General features: G+C 42.1%; 15 protein-coding genes and 4 tRNA genes. 18 read left to right on the top strand and 1 reads right to left on the bottom strand.

Going from position 1 to position 16,630, the window contains the following annotated elements; all coding sequences use genetic code 11:
- Positions 1 to 24 precede the first annotated feature (24 nt).
- From HT714_RS01885 to HT714_RS01840, 10 genes are all read left to right on the top strand, one after another.
- A tRNA-Gly gene (locus HT714_RS01885) sits at positions 25 to 96 on the top strand.
- A 7-nt stretch (positions 97 to 103) separates the two neighbouring features.
- Positions 104 to 189, top strand: a tRNA-Leu gene (locus HT714_RS01880).
- 9 nt (positions 190 to 198) lie between these two features.
- A tRNA-Arg gene (locus HT714_RS01875) sits at positions 199 to 272 on the top strand.
- 15 nt (positions 273 to 287) lie between these two features.
- A tRNA-Pro gene (locus HT714_RS01870) sits at positions 288 to 361 on the top strand.
- Between the two features lie 487 nt (positions 362 to 848).
- The gene (locus HT714_RS01865) at positions 849 to 1,055 is read left to right on the top strand and encodes a hypothetical protein (protein ID WP_173225962.1); all 207 of its coding nucleotides are present in this window, start codon (positions 849 to 851) and stop codon (positions 1,053 to 1,055) included.
- Complete coding sequence (locus HT714_RS01860; RefSeq protein WP_173225964.1) at positions 1,052 to 1,246, top strand: hypothetical protein; 195 nt, start codon at positions 1,052 to 1,054, stop codon at positions 1,244 to 1,246. Before HT714_RS01865 ends, HT714_RS01860 begins: the two co-directional genes overlap by 4 nt.
- Complete coding sequence (locus HT714_RS01855) at positions 1,233 to 2,117, top strand: ABC transporter ATP-binding protein (RefSeq protein WP_173225966.1); 885 nt, start codon at positions 1,233 to 1,235, stop codon at positions 2,115 to 2,117. The genes HT714_RS01860 and HT714_RS01855 overlap by 14 nt, the downstream gene beginning before the upstream one ends.
- Position 2,118: 1 nt before the next feature.
- Positions 2,119 to 2,856 (top strand): ABC transporter permease, encoded by a 738-nt coding sequence (locus HT714_RS01850; protein ID WP_173225968.1) that lies wholly within the window; start codon positions 2,119 to 2,121, stop codon positions 2,854 to 2,856.
- Positions 2,856 to 3,953 (top strand): sensor histidine kinase, encoded by a 1,098-nt coding sequence (locus tag HT714_RS01845; protein ID WP_173225969.1) that lies wholly within the window; start codon positions 2,856 to 2,858, stop codon positions 3,951 to 3,953. The genes HT714_RS01850 and HT714_RS01845 overlap by 1 nt, the downstream gene beginning before the upstream one ends.
- On the top strand, positions 3,954 to 4,553 hold the full coding sequence (locus tag HT714_RS01840) for a response regulator transcription factor (RefSeq protein ID WP_173225972.1): 600 nt from the start codon (positions 3,954 to 3,956) through the stop codon (positions 4,551 to 4,553).
- 387 nt (positions 4,554 to 4,940) lie between these two features.
- Here HT714_RS01840 and HT714_RS01835 read toward each other — a convergent pair whose 3' ends face one another.
- Entirely contained in the window at positions 4,941 to 6,107 is a 1,167-nt protein-coding gene (locus HT714_RS01835) for an IS30 family transposase (protein ID WP_173225974.1), read from the bottom strand.
- Between the two features lie 313 nt (positions 6,108 to 6,420).
- Between HT714_RS01835 and rpsL the strand changes: the two genes are divergently transcribed.
- From rpsL to HT714_RS01795, 8 genes are all read left to right on the top strand, one after another.
- Positions 6,421 to 6,834, top strand: a complete 414-nt coding sequence (gene rpsL / locus HT714_RS01830) for a 30S ribosomal protein S12 (RefSeq protein ID WP_001142332.1) — start codon at positions 6,421 to 6,423, stop codon at positions 6,832 to 6,834.
- A gap of 19 nt (positions 6,835 to 6,853) precedes the next feature.
- Positions 6,854 to 7,324: a 30S ribosomal protein S7 gene (gene rpsG, locus HT714_RS01825; RefSeq protein ID WP_000087873.1), complete on the top strand. Its 471-nt coding sequence runs from the start codon at positions 6,854 to 6,856 to the stop codon at positions 7,322 to 7,324.
- A gap of 278 nt (positions 7,325 to 7,602) precedes the next feature.
- On the top strand, positions 7,603 to 9,684 hold the full coding sequence (gene fusA, locus HT714_RS01820; RefSeq protein WP_000090345.1) for an elongation factor G: 2,082 nt from the start codon (positions 7,603 to 7,605) through the stop codon (positions 9,682 to 9,684).
- Positions 9,685 to 9,787: 103 nt separating this feature from the next.
- Positions 9,788 to 14,179 carry a PolC-type DNA polymerase III gene (locus tag HT714_RS01815; protein ID WP_173225976.1) on the top strand — a complete coding sequence of 1,464 codons (4,392 nt, stop codon included), beginning with the start codon at positions 9,788 to 9,790 and terminating at the stop codon, positions 14,177 to 14,179.
- 37 nt (positions 14,180 to 14,216) lie between these two features.
- Complete coding sequence (locus HT714_RS01810; RefSeq protein WP_100127914.1) at positions 14,217 to 14,936, top strand: hypothetical protein; 720 nt, start codon at positions 14,217 to 14,219, stop codon at positions 14,934 to 14,936.
- Positions 14,908 to 15,060: a hypothetical protein gene (locus HT714_RS01805; protein ID WP_173225978.1), complete on the top strand. Its 153-nt coding sequence runs from the start codon at positions 14,908 to 14,910 to the stop codon at positions 15,058 to 15,060. Before HT714_RS01810 ends, HT714_RS01805 begins: the two co-directional genes overlap by 29 nt.
- Positions 15,061 to 15,081: 21 nt before the next feature.
- On the top strand, positions 15,082 to 16,323 hold the full coding sequence (locus tag HT714_RS01800; RefSeq protein WP_173225980.1) for an aminopeptidase: 1,242 nt from the start codon (positions 15,082 to 15,084) through the stop codon (positions 16,321 to 16,323).
- A gap of 9 nt (positions 16,324 to 16,332) precedes the next feature.
- Positions 16,333 to 16,563 carry a GlsB/YeaQ/YmgE family stress response membrane protein gene (locus tag HT714_RS01795; RefSeq protein ID WP_000901572.1) on the top strand — a complete coding sequence of 77 codons (231 nt, stop codon included), beginning with the start codon at positions 16,333 to 16,335 and terminating at the stop codon, positions 16,561 to 16,563.
- Positions 16,564 to 16,630 lie beyond the last annotated feature (67 nt).

The raw sequence follows: 16,630 nt of genomic DNA, 5'->3' as shown, positions 1-16,630 counted from the left end.
CATTTTTAGATAGAAGAAAACAGTGCGAACGTAGTTCAGTGGTAGAACACCACCTTGCCAAGGTGGGGGTCGCGGGTTCGAATCCCGTCGTTCGCTTGGAGAGGCCGGGGTGGCGGAACTGGCAGACGCACAGGACTTAAAATCCTGCGATTGGTAACGATCGTACCGGTTCGATTCCGGTCCTCGGCATAATATAGAGCACCCTTAGCTCAACTGGATAGAGTACCTGACTACGAATCAGGCGGTTAGAGGTTCGACTCCTCTAGGGTGCATTTTTCTATTTAACTCGGGAAGTAGCTCAGCTTGGTAGAGTACTTGGTTTGGGACCAAGGTGTCGCAGGTTCGAATCCTGTCTTCCCGATACATTACAGAGATAGGTGAGTGTGTATTTTATAACTAGATATTATATACATTAAGAGAGAATCAGTTTGGTTCTCTCTTTTTTGATTTTCAGCAATTCATTTTGATCGCGTATATGTTTTTGTTTCCTGATTTGTTCAATGAATACTGTAGTTTAGGTACATAAATTAAAATTTAACAGATTGTATAATTCTTACAAACTTTTAAGAAAGTAATTGAAGAGTTTTTTAGTCCCACCTATAATATATGTGTTTGTCTGATAAAAATTTCTACTCTTTTTGATTTTAAATAAGTATTAGTTTACATTATGGTGTGAATTGGGTTTGATATCTCTTTTGAGGAGGCCGCCTTAGATTTTTCTACTTGTGTTTTATTGTATAGTGTATCTTTCTTGTTTTGAACAGAATCTTTTATGACATTTGTCATATTTCCTAGTGACAGAAGCATCTAGCTCCGCTAACTTCAAAGGGCTATAATTGAAGTATGAAATGGAGGAAGAAGAGATGAGAAATAAAATGATTATAGCAGTGAGTTTAGTAGCAGCAGGAGTTATGACCTATCTCATGTTCTCAGGATTGGACGAGGGTTTCTACCATTTTCCTTGGGAGCTCTTTGCTGGCTTTGGAATGATGTCTTGGCTTGTCAGAGAAGGTTTGAAATTAGTCTCAGATATGAAAAAGGAGTTTGAAAAATGAAAAAAGCGTTTCTCTATCTTTTTATTGGATTATCACTAGTGGTATGGTTGGTAGAAATGTTTACAGGTTGGTTTGATCAAGCCTTCCTTCACCAATTCATCCGTGGTGCCTGGGGACTAGGATTTATGATTTTTATCGCATTTCCTATGGAAGAGGAGTGGTTGAAAGGAGAATCTCATGACTGTGATTAAAGTTGAGAAATTGTGTAAGAAAATAAAAGACAAGGAGATCTTGCGGAACATCTCCTTTGAAATCAAGGATGGTGAATGTGTAGCCTTGATTGGTCCCAATGGTGCTGGTAAGACAACACTTCTGGCCTGTTTGCTCGGAGATAAAGTGGTCACCAGTGGTCAAGTATCTATTCAAGGTTTACCAGTGACGAGTTCTAAGTTAAATTATACTAGGGCTTATCTCCCTCAAGAAAATGTGATTGTACAGAAATTGAAGGTTAAAGAGTTGATTGCTTTCTTTCAAAGTATTTATCCAAATCCTTTGAGCGAGCAAGAAATTGATCAACTATTGCAGTTTGACAAGCAACAAAAAGAACAATTGGCAGAAAAATTATCAGGCGGTCAAAAGCGTCTTTTCTCTTTTGTCTTAACTTTAATTGGGCGACCAAAGTTAATCTTTTTAGATGAGCCTACTTCAGCCATGGATACTTCAACTCGTCAACGTTTTTGGGAGATTGTTCAGGATTTAAAAACACAAGGAGTCACCATTCTCTATTCGTCCCATTATATTGAGGAAGTGGAACACACCGCAGACCGCATTTTGCTCTTAAATAAGGGAGAGTTGATTCGAGATACGACACCTCTAGCCATGCGTAGTGAGGAGATTGAAAAGCACTTTATCCTTCCTCTAGCATATAAAGAAGTTGTCGAACAGTCAAACTTGGTTGAAAACTGGTCACAAAAACAAGATGCCCTACAAGTAGTCACACGCGAAGCAGACTCTTTCTGGGAACTATTAGTTCAAGCAGGATGTAGCATACAAGAAATTGAAGTCAATAATCGTAGCTTGCTGGATACAATCTTTGAAGAAACACAGAAGGGAGATGACTAAGATGAAACGATGGATTGCACTAAACAAGATAGAATTTCTATTGACCAAACGACAATTAGTCTATTATCTATTATCCGTAGGGATGCCGACAGCCTTCTATTTATTCTTTTCAGGCATGTACCAGGACACACCAGGTGGATCGGCTAATTTTATGCGCGACTACCTCATCTCCATGACGGCTTTTTCCATGATGTCGACAGCTATGTTTTCATTCCCAGCTGTTTTACATACCGATAAAATCAACAACTGGCAGAAAACATTGCGCCATACCCCTGTAAATATGGTAGAATATTATCTATCAAAGATAACAAGTATGATGGTTGATTATTTGGTCTCAATTTTGGTTGTTTTCTCAGTTGGGCACTTGGTCAGAGGTGTGGATATGTCTTTAGGAAGCTGGATTGGGGCTGCGTTCTTGCTGATAGTAGGAAGTGTAGCTTTTGTAGCGCTTGGCTTGACCTTGACACTCTTGCCTTCTAGTCAGCTGATGTCTGTCGTGGGCAATCTTCTCTATCTAGGCTTGGCTGTTTTAGGTGGACTCTGGATGCCCATCTCTTTATTTCCAGACTGGATGCAAGCAATCGGGAAGTGCCTACCAACTTATCAGTTGATGGAGTTGCTCAAGACCTTCTTAAACGAGGGTAGCATCAATCTATCAGCCACAGTTTATCTACTTGTTTTTTCAGCAGTTTTGTTTGGTTTGACCATTTACCTTCAAGGTCATAAGGAGAATGCTTAATGCTTGAAAGACTGAAAAGCATACACTATATGTTTTGGGCCAGTTTAATTTTTATGATTTTCCCCATCCTACCTGTAGTGACTGGGTGGCTTTCTGCCTGGCATTTATTGATTGATATTCTATTTGTAGTGGCATATTTGGGTGTTTTAACAACTAAGAGCCAGCGCCTATCTTGGCTATATTGGGGTCTCATGCTGACTTATGTAGTTGGGAATACTACCTTTGTTGCTGTTAATTATATCTGGTTCTTCTTTTTCCTATCCAATCTCTTAAGTTATCATTTCAGCGTAGATGGTTTAAAGTCTTTACATGTCTGGACTTTTCTTCTTGCTCAAGTCCTTGTTGTGGGCCAACTGTTGATTTTTCAGAGAATCGAAGTTGAGTATCTATTCTATCTACTTGTAATTCTTGCTTTTGTTGATTTGATGACTTTGGGCTCGGTTCGGATTCGTATTGTGGAGGATTTGAAAGAAGCTCAGGCTAAGCAAAATGCCCAGATAAATCTATTGCTTGCCGAAAATGAACGCAGTCGTATCGGTCAAGATTTGCATGATAGTTTGGGACATACCTTTGCTATGTTGAGTGTCAAGACAGATTTAGCCTTGCAGTTATTTCAGATGGAGGCTTATCCACAGGTGGAAAAGGAATTAAAAGAAATTCACCAGATCAGTAAGGATTCCATGAATGAAGTGCGAACCATTGTGGAAAATCTTAAGTCTAGAACTTTGACATCCGAACTAGAGACTGTGAAAAAGATGTTAGAAATTGCTGGAATTGAGGTGGAAATAGCTAATCAACTAGATACAGCTAGCTTAACTCAGGAATTGGAGTCAACGGCTTCCATGATTTTGCTTGAATTAGTGACCAACATCATCAAACATGCTAAAGCGTTTAAAGTCTACTTAAAATTAGAACGGACAGAGAAAGAACTCATTTTAACAGTGAGAGATGATGGCTGTGGCTTTACTTCTATAAAGGGGGATGACCTCCATACAGTTCGAGATCGTGTTCTTCCATTTTCGGGAGAAGTAAAGGTAATTAGTCAGAAACAACCGACAGAAGTGCAAGTTCGACTACCTTATAAGGAGAGAAAGTAGATGAAAGTATTAGTCGCAGAAGATCAAAGTATGTTGCGAGATGCTATGTGCCAGTTGCTTGCCTTTCAAGCAGATGTAGAGTCTGTCTTACAAGCCAAGAATGGGCAAGAAGCAATCCAACTCTTAGAAAAAGAGTCCGTAGATATTGCCATTCTTGATGTAGAGATGCCTGTGAAGACTGGCCTCGAAGTCTTGGAATGGCTTCGGGTAGAAAAGCTAGAAACAAAGGTGGTTGTAGTGACGACTTTCAAGCGCCCAGGGTATTTTGAACGTGCAGTCAAGGCTGGAGTAGATGCTTATGTCTTGAAAGAAAGAAGCATTGCAGACCTCATGCAAACTTTGCATACTGTCCTCGAAGGAGGCAAGGAGTATTCGCCTGAATTGATGGAAGTGGTGATGACGCATCCCAATCCATTAACAGAACAAGAGATTGCTGTTTTAAAGGGAATTGCTCAAGGCTTGTCTAACCAAGAAATTGCAGATCAACTTTATTTATCAAACGGAACAGTCCGAAACTATGTCACCAATATTCTTTCAAAACTAGATGCAGGTAATCGAACAGAGGCAGCTAATATAGCGAAAGAATCTGGTTGGTTGTGATACTATCATAACTCGAAAACCATTATGTGCTAAAATTGAAGGGATTGAATGGAACAATACTAACTTTAGGAGAGGGGGAATTCCTCCTTTTTGTTTACTCTAAGGTGGTACCACGTAGCTAAAATTAGCTAAAATCGTAAATTCCCAAACTAAGTTCCACCGCTAATCCAAGTGGAAGTTAGTCTGATAAAAATAGAAAAAACCAGTGGAAATCCGTGTCAGGGTAAGTTCCACTGGTTTTAATCATGCTTGATTTCATCGCTTTTGTAACCAAAATGAATCGAAAAAAAGAGCGCATAAAATCCCCTCATCTGAAAGCGTTTCAGATTAAGTTCCGCTATAGTGGAAGTTAGTGTGAGACGTTTGAATGCGGTTAAAGGTTAGTTTTTAGAACTTATGTTGGAATAATGTAGACGATTGATAGACGTCTTCTGCAGGTATTTTAGAAATGCCAAGAAGCTTAGGAATCTCTTCTCCATAGGTAAATGCAAAGAGTTCATAGGCTGACTTTCCATTCAAAGCAGCACGTTTGACACTGTTGACATGCGAACAAACGAGATTGATGTCCTCTTGAGTTAAATTGTCAAAAGAAGTTCCTTTAGGTAGAATGTCGCGAATCAGCGTGTGATTTTTCTCAATTCTCCCTTTCTGGTCAGAGCGATTAGGGTCACAAAAGAAGAGTTTACTCTCTCCTCGCACATCCATTTCGATATCATCGACTCTGGCAAACTCTCCACCATTATCGGTAAGAATGACAGGGAAGAGTTGGAAGAAATCTTTGTCAGCTTGGTGAAGAGTGTTCTTGATGTCATAGAGGTGTTTGGTAACCTCAAGGGCAGTTTTATTATCCAGCAGTCTAGCGAAGATAAAGTTACAGAAAGATAGATTGAAGGTGAGTAGGACTTTACCTCCCATTCTGCCCATAACTGTATCCATTTCCAGCCAAGAGTCTAGTTGATTCAGTGCTAAATAGTTTTGGAAATCCTCATAGGAACGGCCTTTTTTAGCTTCTTTAGGGATGGAAGGTAGCTTACTTTTTCTTCTTTCTTTAAATTTAACGGCTCTAGCAAGATCAATAGGAGCGATAGACAAGTATCCTTTTCGGATGTGTCGATAGACGGTTGAGGAGCTAACATCAAGGTTATGAGTTTTGAGGATATGATAGATGTGTTGTCCCTTTTTAACACCCTCAGAAATGACTTTATCCATGTCCCAGAAAGTCTTAGAATTGAGAGGAGTTCCTTCACGAGCTTCGACAAGAGTTTGTTCGTATTGTTTTTGAGCTTGCTTAGCGAGGTATAAAATCTTCTTATAGCCACAGTTTTGTCTTCTTTTAGGGCAACCATTACAGACAAAGGGAGCTTTGTCGAGTAAAGGGCAAGGAAGGTTATGGCATGTAGACTCTCGGACCTGTCTGTTTCGTTTGACTTCTTTGGAAACAGTAGTTGGGTCTTTTAGAATAAGTTGCCCGATAGCTTTGAAGGTTTCACCGCGCTCTAAGCCCAGTTGGATATCATTACGGTCTGAAAGGGTAAGGTGTTTATGTTTTGACATAGTTAGCCTCATTTCTAACTCAAACGTCTCACACTTAATTCCACCATAAAAATCCGTTTTAGACTAATTTCCACTTCGGTCAGGCAAGTGGAAGTTACTTTGAGAAGTTACCCAGTGAAAAGATTAGCAATAAAAAAGAAAAATATCTTGACAACCAATGGAAAATTTTGTTACAATAATAGACGGTACTTTTTACTTTTGGTCTCTCAAGAGTGTACAGGGACGTGCTGACAAATGTTGCAAAAGTACACACAGATGATAGCTGTCACCAAGTGTATCATCACCAAAAATAAAAAAACACAGGAGAATGTAGATGCCTACAATTAACCAATTGGTTCGCAAACCGCGTAAATCAAAAGTAGAAAAATCTAAATCACCAGCTTTGAACGTTGGTTACAACAGTCATAAAAAAGTTCAAACAAACGTTTCTTCACCACAAAAACGTGGTGTTGCAACTCGTGTTGGAACAATGACACCTAAAAAACCTAACTCAGCCCTTCGTAAATTCGCTCGTGTACGTTTGAGCAACCTTATCGAAGTTACTGCCTACATCCCAGGTATCGGACACAACTTGCAAGAACACAGCGTGGTTCTTCTTCGTGGTGGACGTGTAAAAGACCTTCCAGGGGTACGTTACCATATCGTCCGTGGTGCACTTGATACTGCAGGTGTTAACGATCGTAAACAAGGCCGTTCTAAATACGGTACTAAACGTCCAAAAGCATAAGGAAAGGGGATAAAGAGAAATGAGTCGTAAAAATAGAGCTCCAAAACGTGACGTATTGCCAGATCCGCTTTACAATTCACAACTAGTTACTCGTCTTATCAACCGCGTTATGCTTGACGGTAAACGTGGTACAGCTGCTTCAATCGTTTACGGTGCTTTTGAGCAAATCAAAGAAGCTACTGGCAACGATGCACTTGAAGTATTTGAGACAGCTATGGAAAACATCATGCCTGTACTTGAAGTACGTGCACGCCGTGTTGGTGGTTCTAACTACCAAGTCCCAGTTGAAGTTCGTCCAGAACGTCGTACAACACTTGGACTTCGTTGGTTGGTAACAATCGCTCGTCTTCGTGGTGAACACACAATGCAAGACCGTCTTGCAAAAGAAATCTTGGATGCTGCTAACAACACTGGTGCAGCTGTTAAGAAACGTGAAGACACTCACCGTATGGCTGAAGCTAACCGTGCATTCGCACACTTCCGTTGGTAAGATTAAGATACTAAGGGCGTTAAAAAAGCGACTGAAAATTAGGAAGCTTGACGAAGAATCGAAGATTCTAGGAGAGCTTATCTATTTTCCGAGCTTTTAGCCCGGGTTCAAATTAGCTAAATCGATTAGTATTAGCTATAACTCAACTTACCAGCTCGTAAGTTGAAACCAACAATAGCATGAAAAGATTGAGAACGGGTAGGTCCTGCCTATCCGTTTTTATTAAAATCGTGTTATAATAGAATAGAAATCAAAAATAAATAGGAGAAACAAACCTCATGGCACGCGAATTTTCACTTGAAAAAACTCGTAATATCGGTATCATGGCTCACGTCGATGCTGGTAAAACAACTACAACTGAGCGTATCCTTTACTACACTGGTAAAATCCACAAAATCGGTGAAACTCACGAAGGTGCGTCACAAATGGACTGGATGGAGCAAGAGCAAGAGCGTGGTATCACTATCACATCTGCTGCAACAACAGCTCAATGGAACAACCACCGCGTAAACATCATCGACACACCAGGACACGTGGACTTCACAATCGAAGTACAACGTTCTCTTCGTGTATTGGATGGTGCGGTTACCGTTCTTGACTCACAATCAGGTGTTGAGCCTCAAACTGAAACAGTTTGGCGTCAAGCAACTGAGTATGGAGTTCCACGTATCGTATTTGCCAACAAAATGGACAAAATCGGTGCTGACTTCCTTTACTCTGTAAGCACACTTCACGATCGTCTTCAAGCAAATGCACACCCAATCCAATTGCCAATCGGTTCTGAAGATGACTTCCGTGGTATCATCGACTTGATCAAGATGAAAGCTGAAATCTATACTAATGACCTTGGTACAGATATCCTTGAAGAGGACATCCCAGCTGAATACCTTGACCAAGCTCAAGAATACCGTGAAAAATTGATTGAAGCGGTTGCTGAAACTGACGAAGAATTGATGATGAAATACCTCGAAGGTGAAGAAATCACTAACGAAGAATTGAAAGCTGGTATCCGTAAAGCGACTATCAACGTTGAATTTTTCCCAGTATTGTGTGGTTCTGCCTTCAAGAACAAAGGTGTTCAATTGATGCTTGATGCGGTTATTGACTACCTTCCAAGCCCACTTGACATCCCAGCAATCAAAGGTATTAACCCAGATACAGACGCTGAAGAAACTCGTCCAGCATCTGACGAAGAGCCATTTGCAGCTCTTGCCTTCAAGATCATGACTGACCCATTTGTAGGTCGTTTGACATTCTTCCGTGTTTACTCAGGTGTTCTTCAATCAGGTTCATACGTATTGAACACTTCTAAAGGTAAACGTGAACGTATCGGACGTATCCTTCAAATGCACGCTAACAGCCGTCAAGAAATCGACACTGTTTACTCAGGTGATATCGCTGCTGCCGTTGGTTTGAAAGATACTACAACTGGTGACTCATTGACAGATGAAAAAGCTAAAATCATCCTTGAGTCAATCAACGTTCCAGAACCAGTTATCCAATTGATGGTTGAGCCAAAATCTAAAGCTGACCAAGACAAGATGGGTATCGCCCTTCAAAAATTGGCTGAAGAAGATCCAACATTCCGCGTTGAAACAAACGTTGAAACTGGTGAAACAGTTATCTCTGGTATGGGTGAGCTTCACCTTGACGTCCTTGTTGACCGTATGCGTCGTGAGTTCAAAGTTGAAGCGAACGTAGGTGCTCCTCAAGTATCTTACCGTGAAACATTCCGCGCTTCTACTCAAGCACGTGGATTCTTCAAACGTCAGTCTGGTGGTAAAGGTCAATTCGGTGATGTATGGATTGAATTTACTCCAAACGAAGAAGGAAAAGGATTCGAATTCGAAAACGCAATCGTCGGTGGTGTGGTTCCTCGTGAATTTATCCCAGCGGTTGAAAAAGGTTTGGTAGAATCTATGGCTAACGGTGTTCTTGCAGGTTACCCAATGGTTGACGTTAAAGCTAAGCTTTACGATGGTTCATACCACGATGTCGACTCATCTGAAACTGCCTTCAAGATCGCAGCTTCACTTGCTCTTAAAGAAGCTGCTAAATCAGCACAACCAGCTATCCTTGAGCCAATGATGCTTGTAACAATCACTGTTCCAGAAGAAAACCTTGGTGATGTTATGGGTCACGTAACTGCTCGTCGTGGACGTGTAGATGGTATGGAAGCACACGGTAACAGCCAAATCGTTCGTGCTTACGTTCCACTTGCTGAAATGTTCGGTTACGCAACAGTTCTTCGTTCTGCATCTCAAGGACGTGGTACATTCATGATGGTATTTGACCACTACGAAGATGTACCTAAGTCAGTACAAGAAGAAATCATTAAGAAAAATAAAGGTGAAGACTAATCAGTTCTCACTCTAGAAGGAAGTCACTTAGTGGCTTCCTTTTGTCTTTAGAAAATACCTCTAAGTATGGTAAAATAGTAGGAGAATAATGTGAGGAAAATGAATGTCAAACAGTTTTGAAATTTTGATGAATCAACTGGGGATGCCTGCTGAAATGAGGCAGGATCCTGCTTTATCACAGGCCGATATTGAGCGAGTTGTGGTTCATAAAATTAGTAAGGTATGGGAGTTTCATTTCGTATTTTCTAATATTTTACCGATTGAAATCTTTTTAGAATTAAAGAAAGGTTTGAGTGAGGAATTTTCTAAGACAGGCAATAAAGCTGTTTTCGAAATCAAGGCTCTGTCTCAAGAATTTTCAAATCAACTCTTGCAGGCCTATTATAGAGAGGCTTTTTCTGACGGGCCGTGTGCTAGTCAAGGTTTTAAGTCCCTTTATCAAAATTTGCAAGTTCGTGCGGAGGGCAATCAGCTATTTATTGAAGGCTCTGAGGCGATTGATAAGGAACACTTTAAGAAGAATCATCTTCCTAATTTAGCGAAACAACTTGAACAATTTGGCTTTCCAACTTTTAATTGTCAAGTAGAGAAAAATGATGTGCTGACCCAAGAGCAGGAAGAGGCCTTTCATGCTGAAAATGATCAGATTGTTCAAGCGGCCAATGAGGAAGCGCTCCGTGCTATGGAACAACTGGAACAGATGGCCCCTCCTCCTGCGGAAGAGAAACCAGCCTTTGATTTTCAAGCGAAAAAAGCTGCAGCTAAACCCAAGCTAGATAAGGCGGAGATTACTCCTATGATCGAAGTGACGACGGAGGAAAATCGTCTGGTCTTTGAAGGGGTTGTGTTTGATGTGGAGCAAAAAGTAACCAGAACAGGGCGTGTTTTGATCAACTTTAAAATGACAGACTATACTTCCAGTTTTTCGATGCAAAAGTGGGTTAAAAATGAGGAAGAAGCTCAGAAATTTGACCTTATCAAGAAGAATTCTTGGCTCCGAGTTCGTGGGAATGTGGAGATGAATAACTTCACACGCGATTTGACTATGAACGTGCAGGATGTGCAGGAAGTTGTTCACTATGAGCGGAAGGATTTGATGCCAGAAGGTGAGCGTCGGGTTGAGTTTCATGCTCATACTAATATGTCGACCATGGATGCTCTACCAGAGGTCGAAGAAATCGTTGTGACAGCTGCTAAGTGGGGACACAAGGCTGTTGCTATCACGGACCATGGGAATGTCCAGTCCTTCCCACACGGCTATAAGGCGGCCAAAAAAGCGGGAATCCAGCTAATCTATGGTATGGAAGCCAATATCGTGGAGGACCGTGTCCCTATCGTCTATAACGAAGTGGAGATGGACTTGTCAGAAGCGACCTATGTGGTCTTTGACGTGGAAACAACGGGTCTATCAGCCATCTATAATGACTTGATTCAGGTTGCAGCCTCTAAGATGTACAAGGGGAATGTCATTGCCGAATTTGATGAATTTATCAATCCCGGGCATCCCTTGTCAGCTTTTACTACTGAGTTGACTGGAATTACAGATGATCATGTCAAAAATGCCAAGCCACTGGAACAAGTTTTGCAAGAATTCCAAGAATTTTGTAAAGATACGGTACTAGTTGCCCACAATGCGACCTTTGACGTTGGCTTTATGAATGCCAATTATGAGCGTCATGGTCTTCCAAGGATTAGTCAGCCAGTGATTGATACGCTGGAGTTTGCTAGAAACCTTTATCCTGAGTATAAGCGTCATGGTTTGGGGCCTTTGACCAAGCGTTTTGGTGTGGCCTTAGAACATCACCACATGGCCAATTACGATGCGGAAGCTACTGGTCGTTTGCTTTTCATCTTTATCAAAGAGGTGGCAGAAAAACATGGTGTGACGGATTTAGCTAGACTCAATATTGATTTGATTAGTCCAGATTCTTATAAAAAAGCTAGGATTAAGCATGCGACTATTTATGTCAAGAATCAGGTAGGCCTAAAAAATATCTTTAAGCTAGTTTCTTTGTCCAATACTAAGTACTTTGAAGGGGTACCACGGATTCCGAGAACAGTTTTAGATGCTCATCGAGAGGGCTTGATTTTAGGTTCAGCTTGCTCTGAAGGTGAAGTTTTTGATGCAGTTGTTTCCCAGGGCGTGGATGTGGCGGTTGAGGTGGCCAAGTATTATGACTTTATTGAGGTCATGCCACCAGCTATCTATGCTCCCTTGATTGCTAAGGAGCAGGTCAAGGATATGGAGGAACTCCAGACTATTATCAGGAGTTTGATAGAGGTCGGCGACCGTCTTGGCAAGCCTGTTCTGGCTACGGGAAATGTTCACTATATCGAACCGGAAGAAGAGATTTATCGTGAAATTATCGTCCGTAGTTTGGGACAGGGGGCTATGATTAACCGAACTATCGGTCATGGAGAACATGCCCAACCAGCACCACTTCCAAAGGCTCATTTTAGAACGACTAATGAGATGTTGGATGAATTTGCCTTCTTGGGAGAGGAACTGGCTCGTAAACTGGTTATTGAAAATCCCAATGCCTTAGCAGAAATCTTTGAACCCGTTGAGGTTGTTAAGGGTGACTTGTACACGCCTTTCATCGACAAGGCTGAAGAAACAGTTGCTGAGTTGACCTATAAGAAAGCTTTTGAGATTTATGGAAATCCGCTGCCAGATATTGTTGATTTGCGGATTGAAAAAGAATTGACTTCTATTCTGGGGAATGGATTTGCTGTGATTTATCTGGCATCGCAGATGCTGGTGCAACGTTCCAATGAACGGGGTTACTTGGTTGGTTCTCGTGGATCTGTCGGTTCCAGTTTCGTTGCGACCATGATTGGGATTACAGAGGTCAATCCTCTATCTCCTCACTATGTCTGTGGTCAGTGTCAGTACAGTGAGTTTATCACAGACGGTTCTTACGGATCAGGTTTTGATATGCCCAATAAGGACTGCCCAAAATGTGGTCATAAACTCAGCAAAAACGGACAGGATATTCCTTTCGAGACCTTCCTTGGTTTTGATGGAGACAAGGTTCCCGATATTGACTTGAACTTTTCGGGAGAGGATCAGCCTAGCGCCCACTTGGATGTGCGTGATATCTTTGGTGAGGAATATGCCTTCCGTGCAGGAACGGTTGGTACGGTGGCTGCCAAGACTGCCTATGGATTTGTCAAGGGTTACGAGCGAGATTATGGCAAGTTTTATCGTGATGCAGAAGTGGAACGTCTCGCTCAAGGTGCTGCTGGTGTCAAACGGACAACAGGCCAACACCCGGGGGGAATCGTTGTTATTCCTAACTACATGGATGTTTACGACTTTACGCCTGTCCAGTATCCAGCGGATGATGTGACGGCTGAATGGCAGACTACTCACTTTAACTTCCATGATATCGACGAGAACGTCCTCAAACTCGATGTACTGGGACATGATGATCCGACCATGATTCGAAAACTCCAGGACTTGTCGGGGATTGATCCTAATGAAATTCCTATGGATGACGAAGGTGTGATGGCCCTCTTTTCTGGGACGGATGTGCTAGGTGTGACACCTGAGCAAATCGGTACGCCGACAGGCATGCTGGGGATTCCAGAGTTTGGAACCAACTTTGTCCGAGGCATGGTAGATGAAACGCATCCGACGACTTTTGCAGAATTGCTTCAGTTGTCAGGGTTATCTCACGGTACCGACGTTTGGCTTGGAAATGCTCAAGATCTGATTAAGCAAGGGATTGCGGATCTGTCGACCGTTATCGGTTGTCGGGACGACATCATGGTTTACCTCATGCATGCTGGTCTCGAGCCTAAGATGGCCTTTACCATCATGGAACGGGTACGTAAGGGCTTGTGGCTCAAGATTTCAGAAGAGGAACGCAATGGCTATATCGAAGCTATGAAGGCTAATAAGGTGCCAGAGTGGTATATCGAGTCCTGTGGGAAAATTAAGTACATGTTCCCTAAAGCCCATGCGGCAGCCTACGTTATGATGGCCTTGCGTGTAGCTTACTTCAAGGTTCACCATCCCATTTATTATTACTGTGCTTACTTCTCCATTCGTGCTAAGGCTTTTGATATCAAGACTATGGGGGCGGGCTTGGATGCTATCAAGCGCAGAATGGAAGAAATTGCTGAAAAACGGAAGAACAATGAAGCCTCTAATGTGGAAATTGACCTCTATACAACTCTTGAGATTGTCAATGAGATGTGGGAGCGTGGTTTCAAGTTTGGAAAACTCGATCTCTATCGTAGTCAGGCGACAGAGTTCTTTATCGATGGGGATACCCTCATTCCGCCATTTGTAGCAATGGATGGTCTGGGAGAGAACGTTGCCAAGCAGCTAGTGCGAGCGCGTGAAGAGGGAGAATTCCTCTCTAAAACAGAACTACGCAAACGCGGTGGCCTCTCATCAACCTTGGTTGAAAAGATGGATGAAATGGGTATTCTTGGAAATATGCCAGAGGATAATCAGTTGAGTTTGTTTGATGAGTTGTTTTAAAAGTTTGAAATGTCTTGTGTAGGTTTGAGGTTGTATCATGATGGAAAAGAAAAAAAGAGCAACACCCTGGAAACCAGGGAAAGTTATTTCCATAAGTTTGCGAAATGGCGTTTACGTATTAGCACAAATGGTGCGTGATCCCTATCTGGTATTTTTCAACCATTTTAACGAGGAAAATAATTGGAAGGGAGTGACCTTGAAAGAGGAGGATATCCTCTTTTGTAAGGCTGTTACTCGCCAGTTTCTACGCTATAGTCCTGTAGCGATTGTCAAAGAAGTTACCCCCCTGTTAAATTATGAACTGCCTAAAGAATGGATTTATAGCCATATTGGAGGGCATCCTATTACTGTTTCGGTAAAGGGAAGGGAGCGCCAACTTGCTGGTTTTGGTAGACGTTGTTCTTTGGTTCTGGCGGATAAAGACAGTGGACTACCAGAAGATAATCCACTTATGGGACTCTTCCAAACCTATATCATATCAGATATCAAAGAACAGGATTGGGATCGGGTAGGTCAGGCTGAACTTATGTCTATTGAAGTATTTCCAACACTCAACGAACGTCTCTATCTTTGCTTTCTTTATGGAAAAAATATAAATCCAGAACAAGATATCTCTTTAGAAAAGCCTCTACCTGATGACTATGAAACCTATATAGATATCCTCACAAATAGTACAGAGGCACGACGCCTCTACCTAGGGGAGCATGAAGAACAAGAAAGGACATTTCATGAAACTAAGAATTTTTGCGGAAGATAAACCAGCTGAAAAAGTCTTTGAGTATCAATTAGACCTTGCTGATCAGACAATTCTTCTATCAACAGAACTCTTGTCAGGTGATATTGCTTTAGCAGGATTATTCTCTGCTTTGAAAGAAAAATAAAAATAGAAAAGAGATAACAGAATGGTTTTACCAAATTTTAAAGAAAATCTAGAAAAATATGCGAAATTATTGGTTGCGAACGGAATCAACGTGCAACCTGGTCACACTTTGGCTCTCTCTATCGATGTGGAGCAACGTGAGTTGGCTCACTTAATCGTCAAAGAAGCTTATGCTTTGGGTGCACATGAGGTGATCGTTCAGTGGACAGATGATGTCATCAACCGTGAGAAATTCCTCCATGCTCCGATGGAGCGTCTGGACAATGTGTCAGAATACAAGATTGCTGAGATGAACTATCTCTTGGAGAACAAGGCTAGCCGTCTTGGAGTTCGCTCATCTGATCCAGGTGCCTTGAACGGTGTGGACGCTGACAAGCTTTCAGCTTCTGCTAAAGCTATGGGACTTGCTATGAAGCCAATGCGTATCGCAACCCAATCCAACAAGGTTAGCTGGACGGTAGCAGCCGCTGCTGGGCTTGAGTGGGCTAAGAAGGTATTTCCAAATGCTGCGAGCGATGAAGAAGCAGTCGATCTCCTTTGGGACCAAATCTTCAAAACTTGCCGAGTCTACGAAGCAGATCCTGTTAAGGCCTGGGAAGAGCATGCAGCTATCCTCAAGAGCAAGGCAGATATGCTTAATAAAGAACAATTTTCAGCCCTTCACTACACAGCGCCAGGGACTGATTTGACCCTTGGCTTGCCAAAGAACCACGTTTGGGAATCAGCTGGTGCTATCAATGCACAGGGCGAAGGATTCTTGCCAAATATGCCGACAGAGGAAGTCTTCACAGCACCAGACTTCCGTCGTGCAGATGGTTATGTCACTTCTACAAAACCGCTTAGCTATAACGGAAATATCATCGAAGGTATTAAGGTAACCTTTAAGGATGGACAAATTGTGGACATCACTGCTGAGAAGGGTGATCAGGTCATGAAAGACCTTGTCTTTGAAAATGTGGGTGCGCGTGCCTTGGGTGAATGTGCCTTGGTACCAGATCCAAGCCCAATTTCTCAGTCAGGCATTACCTTCTTTAACACCCTTTTCGATGAAAATGCGTCAAATCACTTGGCTATTGGTGCAGCCTATGCAACTAGCGTTGTTGGTGGAGCGGAGATGAGCGAAGAGGAGCTTGAAGCTGCTGGACTTAACCGTTCAGATGTTCACGTAGACTTTATGATTGGTTCTAACCAAATGGATATCGATGGTATCCGTGAGGATGGGACACGTGTACCACTTTTCCGTAACGGAGATTGGGCAAATTAAGGAGATAATATGTTAGGAAGTATGTTCGTTGGTCTCCTAGTGGGATTTTTAGCAGGTACTCTAACCAATCGTGGAGAACGCATGGGATGTTTTGGAAAAATGTTTCTAGGCTGGATTGGTGCCTTTATAGGGCATTTGCTTTTTGGGACTTGGGGACCGATAATAGCAGGAACTGCCATCATTCCGGCAGTACTAGGTTCCATGATTGTCTTAGCGATTTTCTGGAGACGAGGAAGTTAATTTCTTAAATCTGATACTCAATGAAAATCAAAGAGCAAACTAGGAAACTAGCCGCAGGTTGCTCAAA

Origin of the sequence: Streptococcus sp. 3705 (assembly GCF_013277145.1) — a bacterium.
Taxonomy (GTDB): Bacteria; Bacillota; Bacilli; order Lactobacillales; family Streptococcaceae; genus Streptococcus.
This window is presented reverse-complemented; position numbering and strand designations above follow the sequence as displayed.

Coding starts and splice junctions, on each gene's coding strand:
- HT714_RS01865 (WP_173225962.1), top strand. CDS start 849: ATGGAGGAAGAAGAGATGAGAAATAAAATGATTATAGCAGTGAGTTTA.
- HT714_RS01860 (WP_173225964.1), top strand. CDS start 1,052: ATGAAAAAAGCGTTTCTCTATCTTTTTATTGGATTATCACTAGTGGTA.
- HT714_RS01855 (WP_173225966.1), top strand. CDS start 1,233: ATGACTGTGATTAAAGTTGAGAAATTGTGTAAGAAAATAAAAGACAAG.
- HT714_RS01850 (WP_173225968.1), top strand. CDS start 2,119: ATGAAACGATGGATTGCACTAAACAAGATAGAATTTCTATTGACCAAA.
- HT714_RS01845 (WP_173225969.1), top strand. CDS start 2,856: ATGCTTGAAAGACTGAAAAGCATACACTATATGTTTTGGGCCAGTTTA.
- HT714_RS01840 (WP_173225972.1), top strand. CDS start 3,954: ATGAAAGTATTAGTCGCAGAAGATCAAAGTATGTTGCGAGATGCTATG.
- HT714_RS01835 (WP_173225974.1), bottom strand. CDS start 6,107: ATGTCAAAACATAAACACCTTACCCTTTCAGACCGTAATGATATCCAA.
- rpsL (WP_001142332.1), top strand. CDS start 6,421: ATGCCTACAATTAACCAATTGGTTCGCAAACCGCGTAAATCAAAAGTA.
- rpsG (WP_000087873.1), top strand. CDS start 6,854: ATGAGTCGTAAAAATAGAGCTCCAAAACGTGACGTATTGCCAGATCCG.
- fusA (WP_000090345.1), top strand. CDS start 7,603: ATGGCACGCGAATTTTCACTTGAAAAAACTCGTAATATCGGTATCATG.
- HT714_RS01815 (WP_173225976.1), top strand. CDS start 9,788: ATGTCAAACAGTTTTGAAATTTTGATGAATCAACTGGGGATGCCTGCT.
- HT714_RS01810 (WP_100127914.1), top strand. CDS start 14,217: ATGATGGAAAAGAAAAAAAGAGCAACACCCTGGAAACCAGGGAAAGTT.
- HT714_RS01805 (WP_173225978.1), top strand. CDS start 14,908: ATGAAACTAAGAATTTTTGCGGAAGATAAACCAGCTGAAAAAGTCTTT.
- HT714_RS01800 (WP_173225980.1), top strand. CDS start 15,082: ATGGTTTTACCAAATTTTAAAGAAAATCTAGAAAAATATGCGAAATTA.
- HT714_RS01795 (WP_000901572.1), top strand. CDS start 16,333: ATGTTAGGAAGTATGTTCGTTGGTCTCCTAGTGGGATTTTTAGCAGGT.